The organism is Streptomyces sp. NPDC093795 (genome assembly GCF_044764665.1).
GTDB lineage: Bacteria > Actinomycetota > Actinomycetes > Streptomycetales > Streptomycetaceae > Streptomyces.
Map to the genome: position 1 here is coordinate 473,376 of NZ_JBIWIO010000002.1, position 18,607 is coordinate 491,982.

Annotated in this window: 16 protein-coding genes; 11 read left to right on the forward strand and 5 right to left on the reverse strand. The window is 72.6% G+C overall.

Annotated elements, in window-relative coordinates; all coding sequences use genetic code 11:
* Positions 1–16 precede the first annotated feature (16 nt).
* Positions 17–1,420, reverse strand: a complete 1,404-nt coding sequence (locus ACIRB7_RS07145; RefSeq protein ID WP_403593498.1) for an MFS transporter — start codon at positions 1,418–1,420, stop codon at positions 17–19.
* Positions 1,421–1,599: 179 nt separating this feature from the next.
* Here ACIRB7_RS07145 and ACIRB7_RS07150 point away from each other — a divergent pair, with 179 nt between their 5' ends.
* The 8 genes from ACIRB7_RS07150 to ACIRB7_RS07185 all read left to right on the forward strand — a co-directional run bounded on the left by ACIRB7_RS07150 (position 1,600) and on the right by ACIRB7_RS07185 (position 9,396).
* Entirely contained in the window at positions 1,600–2,421 is an 822-nt protein-coding gene (locus ACIRB7_RS07150; RefSeq protein ID WP_403594395.1) for a helix-turn-helix transcriptional regulator, read from the forward strand.
* A 227-nt stretch (positions 2,422–2,648) separates the two neighbouring features.
* A complete protein-coding gene (locus ACIRB7_RS07155) occupies positions 2,649–3,368 on the forward strand; it encodes a hypothetical protein (RefSeq protein WP_403593501.1) in 720 nt (239 codons plus the stop codon).
* A 28-nt stretch (positions 3,369–3,396) separates the two neighbouring features.
* Positions 3,397–3,759, forward strand: coding sequence for a cytidine deaminase (locus ACIRB7_RS07160; protein ID WP_403593504.1), 363 nt, complete (start codon positions 3,397–3,399; stop codon positions 3,757–3,759).
* Positions 3,760–3,958: 199 nt separating this feature from the next.
* Entirely contained in the window at positions 3,959–4,438 is a 480-nt protein-coding gene (locus ACIRB7_RS07165; RefSeq protein WP_403593507.1) for a hypothetical protein, read from the forward strand.
* A 190-nt stretch (positions 4,439–4,628) separates the two neighbouring features.
* On the forward strand, positions 4,629–5,969 hold the full coding sequence (locus ACIRB7_RS07170) for a beta-xylosidase (protein WP_403593510.1): 1,341 nt from the start codon (positions 4,629–4,631) through the stop codon (positions 5,967–5,969).
* A gap of 62 nt (positions 5,970–6,031) precedes the next feature.
* The gene (locus tag ACIRB7_RS07175; protein ID WP_403593512.1) at positions 6,032–6,991 is read left to right on the forward strand and encodes a WxL protein peptidoglycan domain-containing protein; all 960 of its coding nucleotides are present in this window, start codon (positions 6,032–6,034) and stop codon (positions 6,989–6,991) included.
* A gap of 30 nt (positions 6,992–7,021) precedes the next feature.
* Positions 7,022–7,972: a GTPase Era gene (era, locus tag ACIRB7_RS07180; protein WP_403593515.1), complete on the forward strand. Its 951-nt coding sequence runs from the start codon at positions 7,022–7,024 to the stop codon at positions 7,970–7,972.
* Between the two features lie 50 nt (positions 7,973–8,022).
* The gene (locus ACIRB7_RS07185; RefSeq protein WP_403593518.1) at positions 8,023–9,396 is read left to right on the forward strand and encodes a TerD family protein; all 1,374 of its coding nucleotides are present in this window, start codon (positions 8,023–8,025) and stop codon (positions 9,394–9,396) included.
* Positions 9,397–9,406: 10 nt separating this feature from the next.
* On the opposite strand, the gene ACIRB7_RS07190 is transcribed toward ACIRB7_RS07185, so the two are convergent.
* Positions 9,407–9,700, reverse strand: a complete 294-nt coding sequence (locus ACIRB7_RS07190; RefSeq protein ID WP_403593521.1) for a protealysin inhibitor emfourin — start codon at positions 9,698–9,700, stop codon at positions 9,407–9,409.
* Between the two features lie 21 nt (positions 9,701–9,721).
* The gene (locus ACIRB7_RS07195) at positions 9,722–10,774 is read right to left on the reverse strand and encodes a M4 family metallopeptidase (RefSeq protein WP_403593524.1); all 1,053 of its coding nucleotides are present in this window, start codon (positions 10,772–10,774) and stop codon (positions 9,722–9,724) included.
* Positions 10,775–11,072: 298 nt separating this feature from the next.
* Between ACIRB7_RS07195 and leuA the strand changes: the two genes are divergently transcribed.
* The 3 genes from leuA to ACIRB7_RS07210 all read left to right on the forward strand — a co-directional run bounded on the left by leuA (position 11,073) and on the right by ACIRB7_RS07210 (position 15,256).
* On the forward strand, positions 11,073–12,836 hold the full coding sequence (gene leuA / locus ACIRB7_RS07200; protein ID WP_403593527.1) for a 2-isopropylmalate synthase: 1,764 nt from the start codon (positions 11,073–11,075) through the stop codon (positions 12,834–12,836).
* A gap of 237 nt (positions 12,837–13,073) precedes the next feature.
* Entirely contained in the window at positions 13,074–14,441 is a 1,368-nt protein-coding gene (locus ACIRB7_RS07205; RefSeq protein ID WP_403593530.1) for a choice-of-anchor A family protein, read from the forward strand.
* 122 nt (positions 14,442–14,563) lie between these two features.
* Complete coding sequence (locus tag ACIRB7_RS07210) at positions 14,564–15,256, forward strand: TerB family tellurite resistance protein (RefSeq protein WP_403593533.1); 693 nt, start codon at positions 14,564–14,566, stop codon at positions 15,254–15,256.
* Between the two features lie 10 nt (positions 15,257–15,266).
* Here the strand turns inward: ACIRB7_RS07210 and ACIRB7_RS07215 are convergent, their stop codons facing one another.
* Positions 15,267–16,637 (reverse strand): FAD-binding oxidoreductase, encoded by a 1,371-nt coding sequence (locus ACIRB7_RS07215; RefSeq protein ID WP_403593536.1) that lies wholly within the window; start codon positions 16,635–16,637, stop codon positions 15,267–15,269.
* A gap of 153 nt (positions 16,638–16,790) precedes the next feature.
* Complete coding sequence (locus ACIRB7_RS07220) at positions 16,791–18,563, reverse strand: LuxR C-terminal-related transcriptional regulator (protein ID WP_403593539.1); 1,773 nt, start codon at positions 18,561–18,563, stop codon at positions 16,791–16,793.
* Positions 18,564–18,607 lie beyond the last annotated feature (44 nt).

Here is an 18,607-nt window from a genome sequence, read left to right on the forward strand (position 1 = left end):
GTCGCCGGCGCGGGGCTCAGGAGCGTCGCCGCAGGCCGAGGCCGACGACGAGCGCCGTGCCGAGCACGATCGCCGCGTCCAGGGCAAGGACCGTGCGGACACCGCCGAACAGATCCCCGCCCGTGGTCGCGAGCACCCCGAGCAGCGGGATGCCGACGGTGAGGCCGACCTGCTGGGTGGTGGTCACGAGGCCGGTCGCCAGGCCCTGCTCCCCGTCGGGGACACCCGAGGTGACGGTCAGTCCGTACGAGATGATCGCGCCGAGGTGGCACATGGAGGCCAGCGAGACCAGCACGGTCGCCAGGACCGCGCCCGACTCCGTGCCCACGCCGAGCAGCCCGACCGTGAGCAGGCCCTGTCCGGCGAGCGAGCCGACGAGCGTGCGGCGGGCACCGATCCGGCCGATCACCTTCGGCGCGAACATGCCCGCGAGGACCGACGCCGCACCCTGTACACCGAAGACGAGGCCGGTCGCGGAGGCCGACAGGTCCAGGGTCTCCTGGAGGTACAGGGTGAGGACGAAGACGACCGTCGACATCATCGAGAAGGTGATCAGACCGCCCAGGTTGCCGAAGGCGACCGTGGGGCGCCGCAGCATCGGCAGCGAGACCAGCGGAGCCGCGTGCCGGGACTCGACCCGCACGAACACCGCGAGCAGCAGGACGCCCGCCACCAGGGTGACCAGCACGTCGGTGCCGCCGAAGCCGCGCTCGGCCGCCGTCGACAGGGCGTAGATCAGGGCGAGCAGGCCACCGGTGACGGTCACCGCGCCGGGCACGTCGAGCCGGGGCCGCTCCGGGGTGCGGGACTCGGGGAGCAGGCCCGGGGCGAGCGGCAGCACGATCACGCTGAAGAGGGCGAGCAGGCCCATGGTCGAGCGCCAGCCGAGGGCGTCGGTCATGACGCCGCCGAGGACCATGCCGACGGTGAAGCCGAGCGAGAGCAGCGTGCCGGAGATGCCGAGGGCCCGGTCGCGCAGCGGTCCCTCGGGGAACGTGGTGGTCAGCAGGGACATGCCGGTGGGCACGATCGCGGCGGCGGCGACGCCCTGGAGGGCGCGTGCGGTGAGGAAGGCGGCCGGGTTCCAGGCGAAGGTGGCGAGCAGCGAGGCCGCGCCGAAGAGGGCGAGCCCGGCGAGGAACAGCTTCTTGCGTCCGTAGAGGTCGCCGACGCGTCCGAAGAGGAGCAGGAAGCCGCCGGAGGGCAGCGCGAAGGCGGTGACGGCCCACTGGAGGGCGGACCGGCCGAGGCCGAGGTCGGCGCCGAGGACGGGCAGGGCCACGTTCAGTACGGAGAAGTCGAGCGCGACCATGAACTGGGCGGCGCACAGCACGAAGAGGATGAGCCGGGTGCGGCCGGTGAGGGCCGGGGGAGCGGCCGGGGCGGCGGTGTCGGAGGGATGCGGGGTGAGGGTTGCCATGGCCCCACCCTCGGCGTGCGGGAACAAGGCTGGGGAGCGGGAACTTATCCTGTTGGTCGCACCACCAGTCATCCGCCGGACATCCACCGGGCATCCAGGGGGAGGAAGCACACGTGGTCACCGCTCTCGAGAGCACCACGGCGAAGCAGCACCGACTCGGCGAGCTGCGTGAGTTCCTGATGAGCCGTCGGGCCCGGGTGAGCCCGGCCGAGGTGGGGCTCCCCGACGGGGGCGCGCGGCGCCGCACGCCGGGGCTTCGCCGGGAGGAGGTCGCGGTCCTCGCGGGTGTCGGGGTCTCCTGGTACCAGTGGCTGGAGCAGGGCCGGGACATCACGGTCTCGCCGCAGGTGCTCGACTCGGTGGCGCGGGTGCTGCGGCTGAGCCCGGCGGAGCGGCGCCATCTGTACGTCCTGGCGGCGCTGAACCCGCCGGCCCTCGAGGCGGCTCCGGAGGACCGGGACATGTGCGACGGGCTGCGGCGCCTGATCGACGCGTGGATGCCGTTCCCCGCGCACATCATGGACGTGTACTGGAACACGGTCCTGTACAACGACGCGGCGGCGATCGTGCTCGGGATGCGGCCCGAGATCTCGCAGAACTGCCTGGTGGACTTCTTCACCGACCCGCTGTACCGCTCGCGGATGGGGCACTGGGAGGAGCTGGCGCCGAAGGTCGTCGCGCAGTTCCGTTCGGCGTGCTCGGAGTGCCCGGACGACGAGGGGTTCCGGGTGGTGGTCGAGGAGGCCAAGGAGGCGAGCCCGGAGTTCGCGGAGCTGTGGGAGCGGCGGGACATCCTGCCCGGCGGCCAGAACCGCAAGGAGATGGAGCATCCGCTGGTCGGCACGCTGGTCGTCGAGGCGACGCAGCTGAGGGTCCCGGCCCGCCCGGACCTGGTGATCGTGATGCACACGCCGCTGCCGGAGGCGGACACGGCGGAGAAGCTGGCGTGGCTGGTGTCTCCCGAGGGGCGGCGCGGGGCGATGTACCCGGTCGCGGGCTGATCCGGAGGCCAACGCCGACGGCCAGACCGAAGCGTGGGCTGATCCCGAGACCGAGACCGAGGCCGAGGCCGAGGCCGAGGCGCGGGCTGATCCCCAGGCCGACGCCCGGCGTGGACCGCCCCGCCGGTGTGTCAGAGGTGCCGTATATCCTCCGAGCCGCCGGTCCCGCCCTGTGGGCGGACGTCCGGCTCTCCGCTCACTTCACACCCTCAAGAGGCTTCTTCACCATGCGTACTCGCTTCACCCGCGGCCTGGCCGCCGCCCTCGCCGTCTCCGCGCTCTCGCTGACCGCCGCGTGCGGCGGCGGTTCCGACGACAAGGCCGACGGCGCCGCGAAGGGCGGCAAGGGCACCGAGAAGACCTCCGCCGCGCCGGCCCCCACTCCGCTGACCGCCGCCCAGATGAAGGCCGGCGTGCTCGAGCTCAAGGACCTGCCCGCGGGCTGGAAGGCGAGCAAGGCCGAGCCGGACACCACCACCTACAAGGCCGACACCGCGGCCTGCAAGCCGATCGCGTCCCTCATGGAGGACAAGGTCGCCGGGGCCACCATCGGCGGCACCGTGGACTTCGAGCGCGGCAACTCCGAGTCGCTGCTGAGCCACCAGGTCATGACCTTCCCGGGCACCGGCGCCGCCGACTACGCCACCGCCATCGGCACCGCCCTGGGCACCTGCACCGGCTTCACCGCCGAGATGGAGGGCATGAAGATGAAGATCACGCTGCAGAAGCTCACGGCCCCGCAGGGCACCGAGCAGGCGCACGCCTTCCGGATCAAGATGAACATCGCGGACCTCGGCATGGACGTCGAGTCGAACATGCTCGTCGCCGCCCAGGGCACCGGCCTCACCCGCCTTGCCCACGTCCCGGCCGACGCCACCGGCCACAAGGACTTCGACGGCTTCGCCAAGCTCGCCGTCGAGAAGTTCGCCAAGGGCGCCAAGGCCTGACCCGGTGCCCCGGCCTATGCTCGGGGGCATGACACTCAGCAGCGAGCACGGCGACCTCGGCGCCGAGGACCTCAAGATCATCACCTTGGCGCGGAGCGCCCGCGCCCGTAACGGTGTGCCCGAGGGCGCGGCCGTACGGGACGAGACCGGCCGCACCTACGTGGCCGGGACCGTGGAGCTGGAGTCGCTCAAGCTGAGCGCGCTGCGGACCGCGGTCGCGATGGCGGTGGCCAGCGGCGCCCAGTCCCTGGAGGCGGCGGCCGTCGTGTCGAACGCCGAGGCCGCCACGGACGAGGACCGGGCGGCGGTACGGGACCTCGGCGGGCCGAAGACCCCGGTGCTGCTCGCCGGTCCCGACGGGCAGCTGCGGGCGGCCGTCACCGCGGGCTGAGCCGCGTACGCGTGAGGAGGGCCCGGCGCCACGGCGCCGGGCCCTTGCGCGTTTGTGAAGGATCACCGCAACTTCTCTTGCCTTCCCCAGCGGTCTGCGTCTCAATGAACAGCGGTTCGCCCGACGGACCGTCAGATCTCCGCGTTCACGCAGTGTCCGCACCCCCTGCGTTCGTCATCGGAAGGGGTACGAACTCGCCATGAGAAGCAGAAGCACCTTGGGGACCGTCGCGGTCCTCGCCGGAGGCCTCGCCGCCTCCGGACTCGCCTTCGCGCCGACGGCCGCCGCCGTCTCGCCCGGATCGGCCACGGCGACGTACGACTGCGGCAGTTGGGGTGGCGGTACGGCCACCCTCGCCGCCACGCAGAGCGGCACGGCCGCGACCATCACCGTCACCTCGGCCGTCACGACGCCGATCGCGGTCGGCGCGAACCAGATCAGCGCCACGCTGACGATGGCCAAGGCCGGCGGCGGCACCCGGGTCTTCACCGGCAAGAAGAACCCGGCGCTCGGTGCCGGGCAGTCCGTCGTCATCGGCCCCCTGAGCGGGGCCGTGGCCTCGGGCGACAGCCTCAACTCGTACTTCGCGGGTGTCGCCCTCAAGATGGTGATCTTCGGGGTCACGGTGAACTGCGACGCGGTGACCTCCCAGTCGCCGGGCCCGTTCGTCTTCAGCTGAGCCCTGTCCCACCCCGGACCGGTGTCGCCCTCGGCGGCACCGGTCTCCGTCGTGACCTGCGAAAACGCCATCCGTGCACCGATCTTGACAGTATCTGATGGGTCATCAGTCGATGGCTCTCGTCGGCATTGACTTATCGAAGCCCGGAGCCGTCAATGGCGCCCACCCATCCCTCAGAGGGGGCACATTCATGGCACTCACCCGATCCCGGGCGGCGGCCCGAAGACGGCGCTGGACCGCCGTACTCGGCGCCACCGCCCTCGCGGTCGCCGGCGGCGGCGCGCTCGCCGCCCCGGCCGGCGCGACCAGCACCTCCGTGGAGGTGCAGTTCCCCACGCGCTGCGTCCCGCCGCCGATCGCCGGCATCCCGCCCATCGAGGGCACCACGACCGCCAGGATCGCGGTCGACAAGAGCAGCCCCAAGGTCGGCGACACCGTGACCGTCACCTACACGATCACCAAGCCCGCCGCGTCCAACCCCGTCGACCTCGCGCTCCCGGCCGACATCATGACGCCCAGCGGCAAGGTCGTCCTCGGCGGCGCCCAGACCGGCGCGATCAGCGTCACGGGCCCCAAGAAGAACCCGCCGGTCCCCGGCAAGGGCTCCTTCCCGGCCTTCTCCATGACCGGCACCTTCAAGGTCACCCAGGCCGGATCGATCACCCTCTCGCCCGGCGACTACAACATCCACACCAGCTACCTCATGGAGCTCGACACCCCCTGTACGGTGCTCAACCCGCCCGCCCCGGTCTCCGAGACGGTCGTCGCGAGCCCCGTGACCAGCCCCAACACCCGAGCGCTCCAGCTCGACACCACCTCAGGCGCCCCCGGCGTCCGGGTGACCGTCAACGGCTCGAAGTTCAGCCCGCTCACCGAGGTCACCGTCGCCGGCCGCGCCGGAGCGGCCGAGACCGCCGACCGCATGACCGTCACCACGGACAGCGAGGGCTCGTTCGCCGCGCGCCTCAAGGTCAACGACAAGGCGACCACCGGGATCGTGGCGTACGAGGGGACCGCCTGGAACGCCGACAAGGGCGCCGGGCCCGCCGCGTACACCGTCGTCGACGACACCCCGCAGCCACCGGACAGCCAGAAGATCACCGCGGCCGTCACGGCGGGCGAACTGTCCATGACCCAGGCCGGGGACGCCGTCCAGCTGTCCTCCGTCGACTTCGGCCAGGGCGGCGCCGCCACCGGCGACCTCCACACGGTGACCGTCAAGGACTTCCGCGGCGGCCCCGCGGGCTGGTCCCTCACCGGCAAGGTCACCGACTTCACCGGCCCCGGCGGCTCCATCGGCGCCGGGAACCTCAGCTGGACCCCTGCCTGCACCGCCAAGGAAGGCAGCCCCAGCACCTGCGCGGCCGGTTCGCCAGGACCGGTCGGCAGCGGCGGCGCGACCCTCGCCTCCACCCCGAACGGCACCCTCACGGGCGGCGAGTTCACCGTCGGCGCCGGGCTCTCCCTCGACGTCCCGGCGTTCACCGCGCCCGGCTCGTACGCGGGCGTCCTGACGCTCACCCTGTCCTGACCACCCGGCGGGCCGGGCGCGCACCCGCCCTGCCCGCTCCGCACCCCGGGGGTTTCCGACTCGTGCGCACGCTGTACGTCCTCGTCCTGAGCGCCCTCCTCGTGCTCCTCGGCCTCGCGCCGGGCGCGCGGGCCGCCGAGAACGGCGAGTGGGCCGTCTACCCGGCCGCCGCCCAGTCGGGCGGCCGCCCCTACTTCTTCCTCTCCGCCGACCCCGGCAGCACCCTCACCGACCGGGTCACCGTCACCAACAAGACGGCCGCCCCGCTCACCTTCCGGCTCTACGGCGCCGACGCCTACAACACCGACCGCGACGGCGGTTTCGCCGTCCGCACCCAGGGCGAGAAGCAGACCGGCGCCGGCGCCTGGATCAGGCCCGGGAAGACCCGCGTCACCGTCCCGGCCCGCTCCGCCGTCACCGTCCCGTACACCCTGACCGTCCCCGCCGACGCCGACCCCGGCGACCATCCCGGGGCCCTCGTCGCCCTCGACGAGCGGATCAGCCCCGGCGCGAAGGGTTCCGTGGCCGTCGGCGTCCAGCGCGCCGTCGCCGCCCGCCTCTACCTGCGGGTCAACGGGCCGACCGTGCCCGCCCTCGGCGTCGAGGACGTCACCCTCGACCAGGACCGGCCGGTGGTCCCCGGCACCCGTGCGAGCAGCGCCGTCGTCTCGTACACCCTGCACAACCGGGGCAACGTCACCCTCAACCCCAAGGTCGCCCTCCGCGCCGAAGGCCTCTTCGGCCGCACCCTCCTCGCCCGCGACCTCGCGCAGGTCCCGTCCGAGCTGCTGCCCCGCCAGAAGATCCGGCTCACCGAGCGATGGACCGGCTCCCCACAGTTCGACTGGGGCGACATCACCCTCACCGCCACCGCCGAGGACGTGCGCGAGACCGGCGCGGTGTCCTTCCTCGCGCTGCCCTGGTTCGCCGCCGCGATCCTCCTCGCCGGAGGCGCGGCAGGCCTCTCCGGCCTGTGGATACGGCGGCGCCGGACGGCCCGTACGGCCCCGGATCCGCACTGAGGTACGTGGGACGGGCGCTCATCGGGGACAATGGCCCCCATGAGCGCTCGCAACCAAGAAACCGAAGCCGTCCACCGGGCCGGCTTCGCCTGCTTCGTCGGCCGCCCCAACGCGGGCAAGTCCACCCTCACGAACGCTCTGGTCGGCCAGAAGGTGGCCATCACCTCGAACCGGCCGCAGACCACCCGGCACACCGTCCGTGGCATCGTGCACCGGCCCGAGGCCCAGCTGATCCTGGTGGACACCCCCGGCCTCCACAAGCCGCGCACCCTCCTCGGTGAGCGGCTCAACGACGTCGTGCGTTCCACCTGGGCCGAGGTCGACGTCATCGGCTTCTGCCTGCCCGCCGACCAGAAGCTCGGCCCCGGCGACCGGTTCATCGCCAAGGAACTCGCCGGGATCAAGAAGACCCCCAAGGTCGCGATCATCACCAAGACCGACCTGGTCGACTCCAAGACGCTCGCCGAACAGCTCATCGCGGTCGACCAGCTCGGCAAGGAGCTGGGCTTCGAGTGGGCGCAGATCGTCCCGGTCTCGGCCGTCGGCGACAAGCAGGTCCAGCTCGTCGCCGACCTCCTGATCCCGATGCTGCCGGAGTCCCCGCCGCTCTACCCGGAGGGCGACCTCACGGACGAGCCGGAGCAGGTCATGGTCGCGGAACTGATCCGCGAGGCCGCGCTCGAAGGCGTACGGGACGAGCTGCCGCACTCGATCGCGGTGGTCGTCGAGGAGATGATCCCGCGCGAGAACCGCCCGGCGGACCGGCCGCTGCTCGACATCCACGCCAACGTGTACATCGAGCGCCCCAGCCAGAAGGGCATCATCATCGGCCCCAAGGGCAGCCGCCTCAAGGAGGTCGGCATGAAGTCCCGCAAGCACATCGAGGCCCTGCTCGGCACGCCGGTCTTCCTCGACCTCCACGTAAAGGTCGCGAAGGACTGGCAGCGCGACCCGAAGCAGCTGCGGAAGCTGGGGTTCTAGCGGACGTCGGCGCCGTCGACATCCCCCCGTGGGCGTGCCAGCATGACGCGGTGACGCAGATCATCAAGGGGGGAAACCTGCCGGTCCCCGGGCAGGCGTGGCGGATCGAGGTCGTTCGGCGGGCGGCCGGCGCGGGGGTGCCGGAGGTGACGGCCTCCGCGCTGCTCCTGGACGGCGCCGGTGCGGCCGCCGGGCATCCGGTCCTCGAACGGGCCGCCATCGAGGGAGACCGGGTCGTGGACCGGCTGGACCTCGACACCGCCTTGGTCGCCCCGGACGTCCAGCGGATCGTGCTCGTCGCCGCCGGGCAGGACGGCACGCTCGGGCAGGTGCCCGGACTGTCCGTCCGCACGCTGAGCGCCGCGACGGGCGAACAGCTCGCCCTGTACGAGATCGACGACGCCACCACCGAGACGGCGCTCGTCCTCGGCGAGTACTACCGGCGCGACGGCGGCTGGAAGTTCCGCGCGGTGGGCGAGGGGTACGACTCCGGGCTCGCGGGCCTCGCGGAGGACCTCGGCATCGAGGTGCCGGCCCCGGCCCCGGCCCCTGCGCCGGCCGGGCCCGTCCCGCTGGAGGCTGTGGGCAAGTCCTCGGGACCGGAATCCGGTACGGAGAGCGAAGGCGCGTCGCGGACCTCCGCCCTGGGAAAGAACCCGGATCCGGCGTCGGCGAAGTCCCGGACCTCCCCTTCCACCGGCCCCCGGACCCCGTCCCGCGGCGCCGGCGCGATCCCGGTCACCCCCTCGCCCGCCCCGTCGCCCGAGGTGGCCGCGGCAGCCGGGATCCTCGGCGGGGAGTTCGACGACATCGTGTACAGCGGCAGGGGCGGCGCCAAGTTCGCCATGGACACGACCCCGCCGCCCGGCTACGTCCTGGTCGACGTCGCCCGGACGGGCAAGGGGGGCATCTTCTGGTTGGACTCCATCGACTGGAACGGCAAGGAGGCCGTCCACCTCAGCAGAACTCACCCGCCCCACCGGTTCGAGCGGCGGGTGATGTGGTGCGACAACCTGTACCCCCTGCGCTTCCGCCTCGACTGCGGCAGCGACGAGGAGTGGACGATCGTGATCCGGCCACTGAGCGCGGCGCGCGCGCTCGGCGAGGGGGCCACCGGGCGGGGCGCCGACGTGCTGCTCCACACGGGGCCCGCCGGCGAGCTGGTCTCCCGGATGCGCTCGACGACGTCGAGCGGGTGGCTGCGGGTCGAGGGCCACAAGCCCCGGCGCCCGGGCGCCCCCGCGCCGTACCCGCAGCTGCTCGCGAGCGAGTTGGGCCGGCGGCCGAAGGACGTACGGGAACTGCCCGAGGGGCCGCTCGTCGTGGCGGTCGTCACGGGCGAGGACGACTGGTCGCTCGAGGTCGGGCCCGCCCGGCCTCCGGAGGAGAAGAAGTCCGGGTTCTGGAGCCGGCTGCGGCGCTGACCGCCCCGCCCTACGCGCCCTCCTTGAGGACCCTCTTGATGAGGGTCCTCTGCGCGTCCGTGAGGCGGGGGTCGCCGCAGTGGACCGTCCGGCCGTCGACCGTGATCTCGTACGAGAAGCCGTCCGGCACGCCCCGGCTCTCCTCGCCGCCCTCTTCGCCGCCGCCCGCCGCCTCCTCGTCGCCGTCGAGGACCGCCACCGCCAGGGTGTGCCACTCGCCGGCGTCCGGCCGGCCGGAGGTGTCCACCTCCGCCGACCGCTCGATGCCCGCGAAACCGCCCGTGCGCCGCACTCGAATCCGCATGGGCCCCTGTCTACCAGCCGGTCAGTCGGTGGGCACCCCCACCGCCGCCCAGGCCTTCAGGACGGCCTGGATCTCCTCCCCGTCGCCGTACCGCGCCTTCGCCGCCGCGACCGTCGCCGCCGCGAACTCGGAGAAGCGGGCCTCGGGGGTGAGCGTGCCGCCGGTCATCACGTCGTACCAGATCCGGCCCGCCCGCTCCCAGGCGTTCCCGCCGAGCTCGGTCGCGGCCAGGTAGAAGGCGTGGTTGGGGATGCCGGAGTTGATGTGCACCCCGCCGTTGTCGCGGCCGGTGCGGACGTAGTCGTCCATGTGGGCGGGCTGCGGGTCCTTGCCGAGGACGTCGTCGTCGTACGCGGTCCCCGGGGCCTTCATGGAGCGCAGCGCCGTCCCCTCCACGTTCGGGTGGAAGAGGCCCTCGCCGATGAGCCAGTCGGCCTGCTCGGCGCTCTGCCCGAGCGTGTACTGCTTGACCAGCGAGCCGAAGACGTCGGACACGGACTCGTTGAGCGCGCCGGACTGGCTGAAGTACTCCAGGTTCGCCGAGTGCTGGGTGAAGCCGTGGGCCAGCTCGTGGCCGATGACGTCCACGGGCAGGGTGAAGTCGAGGAAGATCTCGTCGTCGCCGTCGCCGAACACCATCTGCTCGCCGTTCCAGAAGGCGTTGCCGTAGTTCTCGTCGTAGTGGACGGAGGCGTGCAGCGGCAGCCCCGCGCCGTCGATCGAGTCGTGCCCGAAGGCGTTCAGGAAGAGGTCGAAGGTGGCGCCCAGACCCGCGTACGCCCGGTTGACGGTCGCGTCCCCCGTCGCCTCCTCGCCCTCGGCGCGGACCCGCTCGCCCGGCAGGTCCGTCCCGTGCCGGCAGTCGTAGACGGTGCGGTGCGGCCGGCCGGCCTCGGCGGGGGCGAGCGTGGGCGTGGCGCCGGGCAGCGGCAGCACCCGGAACGTACGGGCCGAGGCGTCCGCGATGAGGGTGCGGCGGGCGGCGGCGGCGACGGCCGGGTTCGAGGAGTGGGCGAGGTGCTCCAGGAGGTGCGGGGGGACGATCGAGCAGAAGACAGGCGCATGCGAGGTCATGCCCGCAATGTGGCACTGCGTGAGGCCGCTGTCACGGGATGCGACGAGGATTGGCGAAATGGAGTGATGCGTCACTGATCAGCCTTGACGCGCGACCCGTCCCGCATACTGGAACAGGACGTCCGTCTGTGACGTCCCTGAGCTAGGCTGCGGCACATCATGCGTTTCGGGCTGCTTCTCCTTAGCTGCCGCGGCGAGGGCCTGTAGTCGTAGGCCGACCCCCTCCCCGCGGGACCTGGTGTTGCGTTCGACAGTCGGCCGTCCCTCCCTCTCGCAGGATTTCGAGGAGCCCAACGCAATGAGCCAGTCCCCCTTCGTCGGCCGCCCCACGCCCGTCACCAACGCCACGCAGCTGCAGAAGCCGTCCGGGATGCCGATCCACAAGTACGGCCGCTACGAGGCCGTCGAGATCCCCGACCGCACCTGGCCCGAGCAGCGGATCACCAAGGCCCCCCGCTGGCTGTCCACCGACCTGCGCGACGGCAACCAGGCCCTGATCGACCCGATGTCCCCGGCCCGCAAGCGCGAGATGTTCGACCTGCTGGTCCGCATGGGCTACAAGGAGATCGAGGTCGGCTTCCCGTCCTCCGGCGAGACCGACTTCAACTTCGTGCGCTCCATCATCGAAGAGGGCGCGATCCCGGACGACGTCACCATCTCCGTACTGACCCAGGCCCGCGAGGACCTGATCGAGCGGACCGTGGAGTCCCTGGTCGGCGCCAAGCGCGCCACCGTCCACCTGTACAACGCGACCGCGCCCACCTTCCGCCGGGTCGTCTTCCGCGGCTCGAAGGAGCAGATCAAGCAGATCGCCGTGGACGGCACGCGCCTGGTCATGGAGTACGCGGAGAAGCTGCTGGACGAGCGCACCACCTTCGGCTACCAGTACAGCCCCGAGATCTTCACCGACACCGAGCTGGACTTCGCCCTGGAGGTCTGCGAGGCGGTCTGTGACGTCTGGCAGCCGGGCCCGGGCCGCGAGATCATCCTCAACCTGCCCGCCACCGTGGAGCGTTCGACGCCGTCCACGCACGCGGACCGGTTCGAGTGGATGTCCCGGAACCTGACCCGCCGCGAGCACGTCTGCCTGTCCGTCCACCCGCACAACGACCGCGGCACGGCCGTCGCGGCGGCCGAGCTGGCCATCATGGCCGGCGCCGACCGCATCGAGGGCTGCCTGTTCGGGCAGGGCGAGCGCACCGGCAACGTCGACCTGGTGACCCTGGGCATGAACCTGTTCAGCCAGGGCGTCGACCCGCAGATCGACTTCTCGCAGATCGACGAGATCCGCCGGACGTCCGAGTACTGCAACCAGATGGAGGTCCACCCGCGCCACCCCTACGCGGGCGACCTGGTCTACACCGCCTTCTCCGGCTCCCACCAGGACGCCATCAAGAAGGGCTTCGACGCGATGGAGGCCGACGCGGCCGCCAAGGGCGTCACCGTCGACGACATCGAGTGGGCCGTCCCGTACCTGCCCATCGACCCGAAGGACGTCGGCCGCTCCTACGAGGCCGTCATCCGGGTCAACTCGCAGTCCGGCAAGGGCGGCATCGCGTACGTCCTGAAGAACGACCACAAGCTGGACCTGCCCCGCCGGATGCAGATCGAGTTCTCGAAGATCATCCAGCAGAAGACGGACAACGAGGGCGGCGAGGTCACGCCGGCCGCGATCTGGGCCGTCTTCCAGGACGAGTACCTGCCCAACCCGGACAACGCCTGGGGACGCATCCAGCTGCGCTCCGGCCAGACCACCTCCGACACGGACGGCACGGACACGCTGACCGTCGAGGCGGTCGTGGACGGCGCCGACACCGTCCTGTCCGGCTCCGGCAACGGCCCGATCTCCGCCTTCTTCGCCGCGCTCCAGGGGATCGGCGTGGACGCCCGCCTGTTGGACTACCAGGAGCACACGATGAGCGAGGGCGCCTCCGCGCAGGCCGCCTCGTACATCGAGTGCGCCATCGACGGTCAGGTCCTGTGGGGCATCGGCATCGACGCCAACACGACCCGCGCCTCCCTGAAGGCGGTCATCTCGGCGGTCAACCGCTCCGCCCGCTGACGCGCACGACGACCTCTGCCCCGTACCTCGTCGAGAGGTGCGGGGCAGAGGTGCGTGTGAGCCGCGTCACGGTTTCAGGCTCGCTTAAGGAAGATCGTCACGGCATGTCGGAATCGGCGTCATATCAGGTGAGTTGACGGCACATCGGGGAATGGCGGAAGGTCGGCCCGTCCCTTCGGACACGCCCCCCACGCCCCCCACGCGCCCCCTTCGCACCTCCCTGACCTGGAGTTCCGCATGCGCACGACCGCTGCCGTGGCCACTGTTCTCGCGGTGACCGGCGCCGCCCTCGCCTGGGCCCCCGCCGCGTCCGCCACCACCACGGAGTGCGTGACGCAGCCGCTCGGCACGGCCGGTCTGTACGCCGAGTTCGTCGAGAAGGACTCCACCCGCCACTCGGACTCCGAGGGCGCGGTCGCCGTCGGCGGCGACGCCCGCTTCGGCGACCCGAAGCAGCCCTCCGGTTTCTCCGTCGGCCACAAGCTCACCGGCGCCGACCTCGCGAAGCTGCCCGGCGGCCACAGCCTCGTCGTCGGCGGCACCCTGTACGCGAACCAGGTCGTCCTCGACCACGGCAGCGGCGTCGCCGGCAAGGTCGTCGACCTCTCCACGCCCGGCCAGGGCTTCGGCGTCGACGGCGGCAAGGTGAAGGAGGGCGCCTCCCCGGCCTCGCCGGTCGACTTCGCGAAGGAGTTCACGCGGCTGCGCGCGCTGTCCACGGGCTGGGCGGGCATCGAGCCGAACGGTACGGTCGCCGGCTCCGGCGACGGCCTCTTCCTCACCGGCGGGGACCCGAAGCTCAACGTCTTCGCCGTGAACGCCGCCGACCTGGAGAAGGCCCGCGCGATCACCCTGAAGGTCCCGGTGGGCTCCTCGACCCTGGTGAACGTCCTCGGCGCCTCGTACGACATGAACAAGTCCGCCACCTACGGCGTCTACTACCAGGGCGCGGACGGTACGGCCCCCGTCATCGACGACTACGCCCTGGCGAGCGACGGCTTCCGGCAGATCCGCTCCCAGCTGCTCTGGAACTTCCCGCAGGCCGAGAGCGTGAAGAAGAACTACACCTCCTGGCCCGGCACCATCCTCGCCCCGAACGCCGCCGTCGAGATGGGCGGCAAGAACATCGGCCCCGGCCACGTCAACGGCTCCGTCATCGCCGAGAGCCTGGACACCGTCCCCGGCGCCGAGACCCACCGGATGAACTTCTCCGGCTGCCTCCCGAAGGAGACGAAGCCGGGGCCGGTCGTCACCCCGGAGACCCCGGCGCCGATCGAGACGCCCGTCCCCACCCCGCCGGCGACCCCCTCGGCCACCCCGGAGACCACCCCCGGCGAGGGCGGCTCCACGCCGACGGCCCCGACGACGTCGGCCGCGCCCACGGCGCCGCAGGAGTCCGCGTCCCCCTCCACCCCCGCCGGCCCCGGCGAGACCACCACCGCCCCGGCCGCGACGTCGACCGCGGCCCCGTCCGCCACCCCGGAGGGTGATCTCGCGACGACCGGTTCGGCCATCGGACCCGGCACGATCGGTGCCGCCGTGGCCGCCGTCCTCGTCGGTGGAGGCTTCCTGGCCTTCGCAAAGCGTCGTCGCCGCGCCTCCTGAGCGGTGACGTGTCTCGGCCAAGTCCGCGGCGAAGTCGTGACGGGGTGCTGACGCCACATCAAGGATGTGGCTAACATCACGCCAACGCCGGCAGTGCAGCCGGGCCGGTTGAGGAGGTGCGTATGCGTTCTGCCCGGAATTCACGTGGTGGGAAAGTGGGCATCTGCGGAATCCGCACCTCCTGGAACACGGTCGGAGACGGCGAGTTCTTCTGCGAGGAGTGCGGCGGCGACCGGAACTACCGGCGGCGCACCGGCCGCCGCAGGTTCGCCGTCCTGGGCGTCCCGGTCCTGCCCCGGGGCTGTACGGGCCCCGTCGTCGAGTGCGCGGCCTGTCACACGCACTTCGGTACGGAGGTGCTCGACCACCCGACGACGAGCCGCTTCTCCGCGATGCTGCGGGACGGCGTGCACACCGTCGCCCTGGCCGTGCTCGCGGCCGGCGGCACGGACTCCCGCGAGGTCCTCGACCGGGCCGTGAGCGCCGTCCGGTCCGCCGGCTTCGCCGAGTGCACGGCCGTCCAGCTGGTCGACCTCGTCGAGGCCCTGGAGGCCGACACCGGACGCTTCATGCCCGAGGTGAACCCCGAGGGGACGCTCCTCGCGATCGAGCTCCACGAGGCCCTGGAGCCGCTCACCCCGCACCTGGCGGTCGCCGGGCGGGAGTCGATCCTGGTCCAGGCCGCCCGGATCGCCCTCGCAGACGGGGCCTACAGCCCGGCCGAGCGGGAGGTCCTGGGGACCGTCGGGAACGCGCTCGCGCTGGCTCCCGACGACACCCTCCGGCTGCTCGCCTCGGCGAGGACGGTGCCGTAACTCCTCTCGGTCACGGCGCGATGTTCTGGTTGAGCCGGAACACGTTGTCCGGGTCGTACCGGCGCTTCACGTCCCGCAGCCGGTCCCAGTTCTGCCGGTAGTTGACCCGCACCCGGTCCTGGTCGTCGGTGTCCATGAAGTTGACGTACCCGCCCTCCTGGGTGTGCGGGCGCAGGGCCGTGTCGTAGGCACGGGTCCAGGCGATGTTCCGCTCCGAGCCCGCCGCGTCGGTCCAGCTGCCGCCGAAGGAGTGCGAGAAGCGGGCGTCCCGGTAGGCGAACGCGGTCTCCTCAGGGCCCACCCGGTGGCAGGCGCCGTCGATCGGGAAGATCGCCGTGTCCGTCTCCAGGGACGGCATCGTGGCGCCGTACTCCATGTGCGCCGCGATCGCGCCGTCCGAGAGCTCGCGGCTGAAGTTGCCCTTCCAGTAGTGGAAGAGCCCCGGCGGCAGTTGCTCGTCGAAGAGGGTGTTGATCGCCGGGTACGGCATCCGCTCCATGAACCGGCCGATCACGGGCCCGAGTCCGTCCAGGAGCGTGAGGACCTTCTCGTCCCCCGCCTCCGAGCCGCTGAAGCAGGTGAACGCGGCGCAGATCGGACGGCCGTGCCAGCGCTCCGGCAGGAACGGTTCCTCGGGGCCGAGCGCCACCACCAGGAGCGAGTTCAGCTCCTCGGGCGCCGCCGCGATCATCTCCTGCCAGGCGCGGGCCACGCCCCCGTCCAGCGGGTAGCAGCTCAGGCCGCCGAAGATGTCCGCGACGGGGTGCACCCGGAACGCGAGCGAGGTCGCGATCCCGAAGTTGCCGCCGCCGCCCCGCAGAGCCCAGAACAGGTCCGGATGCCGCTCGGCGTCACAGGACACCAGCGTGCCCTCGGCGGTCACCACGTCGGCCCCGACCAGGTTGTCGCAGCTCAGACCGTAGCGGCGGGAGAGGTGGCCCATGCCGCCGCCGAGCGTGAGGCCGCCGACGCCGGTCGTGGAGACCACGCCGCCGGTGGTGGCGAGCCCGAAGCCATGGGTGGCGTGGTTGAAGTCGCCCCAGGTGGCGCCGCCGTCGGCCCGCGCGATACGGGCCTCCGGGTCGACCCGGACACCCCGCATCCGGGACAGGTCGACGACGAGACCGTCGTCGACGGTGCCGAAACCGGCCACGGAGTGGGAGCCGCCGCGCACGGCGAGCGGCAGGGCGTACTCCCGGGCGTAGAGCACCGCCGCGATCACGTCGGCGGAGTCCACGGCATGGACGACGACGGCGGGGCGGCGGTCGTGCAGGGCGTTGTAGACCCGGCGGGACACGTCGTACGACGGGTCGCCACGGGTCACGACGGTGCCGCGCACGGCACCGCGGAGCGTGTCCAGGGGATCGGTGATGGTGGTCATGGTTCCGGTCTAGCCCCGGGCCCCAGGGCTGGGCATCGCCCAAATCGCCCATGTCCGGCGACGGCCCCGCATGGGCCGTTCACACCAGGTCGAGCACCACGCCGATCGCCAGGCCGATCGCCAGGTCGAGCACCAAGCCGATCGCCAGGCCGTTCACACCAGCCCGTGCGCGTACGCGTAGGCCGTGGCCGCGGCGCGGGAGCCGACGCCCAGTTTGGCGAAGATGTTGTTCAGGTGACGGGCGACCGTGTGCTCGCTGATCACCAGGGCGCGGGCGATGTCCTTGTTCGTCCCGCCCGAGGCGACGAGCCGCAGCACCTCCGCCTCCCGCGCGGTCAGCCCGCCCGGCAGCCGCCGCCGCGCCCCGGCGGAGAGCAGCGCCGCCGCGCGCCGGGCGTCAGGGACCGCCCCGAGGCGCTCGAACACGGCCCGCGCGGTGCCCAGTTCGAGCCGGGCGGTCTCCTCGTCGCCCGCCGCACGCCCGGCGGCCGCGAGCAGCATCCGTACCTGCGCGGCCTCGTACGGCACCCGGAGCTCCAGCCACCCGGCGAGCGCCCGCCGCAGCAGGCGGGGCGCGTCGCCGCTCCTCCGCGCCAGGGCCACCGAGCCGAGCGCCGTGTCGGCCAGGGCCCGAAGCAGCGGTACGTCCCCGGCCAGGGCGTCGAGCTCCGCCGCCGAGTCCGCCGCCCCCGGTACGTCACGGACCGCGAGGGCCACCTCGGCGCGGGCGGCGAGCAGCCGGGCCCGGCCCAGGAGGTCGTGCTGGGGGTCGCTGCGGCAGGCCAGGGCCAGGTCGATGCCCGCGACCGCCGCGGCGGCCCGGCCCTGCGCGAGGCGAAGGAGGGCGAGGCCCGGCTGCGGGATCCGGCCGAGCTCGTGGGCGTGCCCGTACGACACGGCGGCGGCGTCGAGGCGGCCCTGGCGCCGCTGGACGTCACCGGCGGCGTAGTAGGCGGCGGCGGCCGACTCCAGGCAGTCCACCGGTACCTCCCGGCAGGCCTGCCGGGCCTCCGCCTCCGCGAGCGCCCAGACCCCGAGGAGGTCGAGGACCTCGACCCGGTGGGCCCGGCAGACACCCCGGAACGGGTTCTCGCCGGACGGCACGGCCATGGGGAGCCGCCCGGGACCGGAGACCGGAGGGGCGTCCGCCGGTTCCGTACGGGCTTCGGGGCCGTCCGTCGGCGGGTGGACCGGCCAGGGCGGGGCGCACCACTCCATCGCCGCGTTCGTCCACTCCACCGCCCGGCCGAAGTCGGCCGCCTCCATGCACTGGGTCAGGGCCAGGCAGTACAGCCAGCCCGTGAACATGCCGCTCAGCTCGCCCGCCGACACCGCGCACATCGCGTCGTCGAGGAGCGCGACGGCCTCGGCCCTGCGGCCGGCGCCGAGGAGGACGCGGGACTCGGCCTGGCGGCTGAGGGCGAGGAGGTCGGGGCTCCCGGAGCCGAGGGCGAGGCCGGTCATCCGGTGGGCGGCGGCGAGGGCGGCCTCGTGGTCGCCGTGGGCCTGGGCCTCCTCGGCGTCGCTCCAGGCCAGGAAGCACTGCTCGGGGCAGTCCGGCAGGTCCTCCAGGTGGTGCCGGGCCCGGTGGAGCCAGCCGGCGGCCGCCGCGGGCCGCCCGAGGCCCAGGTACTCGTAGTGCAGCCACCACGAGGCGAGCCCGGCGCCCCGGTGGTCGTCGGCCGCGAGATAGGCGGCGTGCGCCCTGAGCCGGGCGGTGACGGACTCGTCGACGTGCCCCGACCACCAGGCGGCGTCGGCGAGGACGGAGAGGTCGTCGGCGGTCAGTCCGCGCGAGGGGTGCAGGTCGTGGGCGTGGAGCAGCGCGTACGCCTCGGCCCAGGACTCACGGGCGGCGGCGTCCCTGGCGCGCTCCAGGACATCGGCCTCTGCGGTGTGACGGGTGTGGATCGTGGGTGCGGACATGGCTCTCGCCTCTTCCCGGTCCTTTCAGGGTAGGACGGGGAAGA

Bases quoted from the DNA above. Each gene is read 5' to 3' on its own strand.
- ACIRB7_RS07145 (WP_403593498.1), bottom strand. From the start codon at position 1,420: ATGGCAACCCTCACCCCGCATCCCTCCGACACCGCCGCCCCGGCCGCT.
- ACIRB7_RS07150 (WP_403594395.1), top strand. From the start codon at position 1,600: ATGAGCCGTCGGGCCCGGGTGAGCCCGGCCGAGGTGGGGCTCCCCGAC.
- ACIRB7_RS07155 (WP_403593501.1), top strand. From the start codon at position 2,649: ATGCGTACTCGCTTCACCCGCGGCCTGGCCGCCGCCCTCGCCGTCTCC.
- ACIRB7_RS07160 (WP_403593504.1), top strand. From the start codon at position 3,397: ATGACACTCAGCAGCGAGCACGGCGACCTCGGCGCCGAGGACCTCAAG.
- ACIRB7_RS07165 (WP_403593507.1), top strand. From the start codon at position 3,959: ATGAGAAGCAGAAGCACCTTGGGGACCGTCGCGGTCCTCGCCGGAGGC.
- ACIRB7_RS07170 (WP_403593510.1), top strand. From the start codon at position 4,629: ATGGCACTCACCCGATCCCGGGCGGCGGCCCGAAGACGGCGCTGGACC.
- era (WP_403593515.1), top strand. From the start codon at position 7,022: ATGGCCCCCATGAGCGCTCGCAACCAAGAAACCGAAGCCGTCCACCGG.
- ACIRB7_RS07190 (WP_403593521.1), bottom strand. From the start codon at position 9,700: ATGCGGATTCGAGTGCGGCGCACGGGCGGTTTCGCGGGCATCGAGCGG.
- ACIRB7_RS07195 (WP_403593524.1), bottom strand. From the start codon at position 10,774: ATGACCTCGCATGCGCCTGTCTTCTGCTCGATCGTCCCCCCGCACCTC.
- leuA (WP_403593527.1), top strand. From the start codon at position 11,073: ATGAGCCAGTCCCCCTTCGTCGGCCGCCCCACGCCCGTCACCAACGCC.
- ACIRB7_RS07205 (WP_403593530.1), top strand. From the start codon at position 13,074: ATGCGCACGACCGCTGCCGTGGCCACTGTTCTCGCGGTGACCGGCGCC.
- ACIRB7_RS07210 (WP_403593533.1), top strand. From the start codon at position 14,564: ATGCGTTCTGCCCGGAATTCACGTGGTGGGAAAGTGGGCATCTGCGGA.
- ACIRB7_RS07215 (WP_403593536.1), bottom strand. From the start codon at position 16,637: ATGACCACCATCACCGATCCCCTGGACACGCTCCGCGGTGCCGTGCGC.
- ACIRB7_RS07220 (WP_403593539.1), bottom strand. From the start codon at position 18,563: ATGTCCGCACCCACGATCCACACCCGTCACACCGCAGAGGCCGATGTC.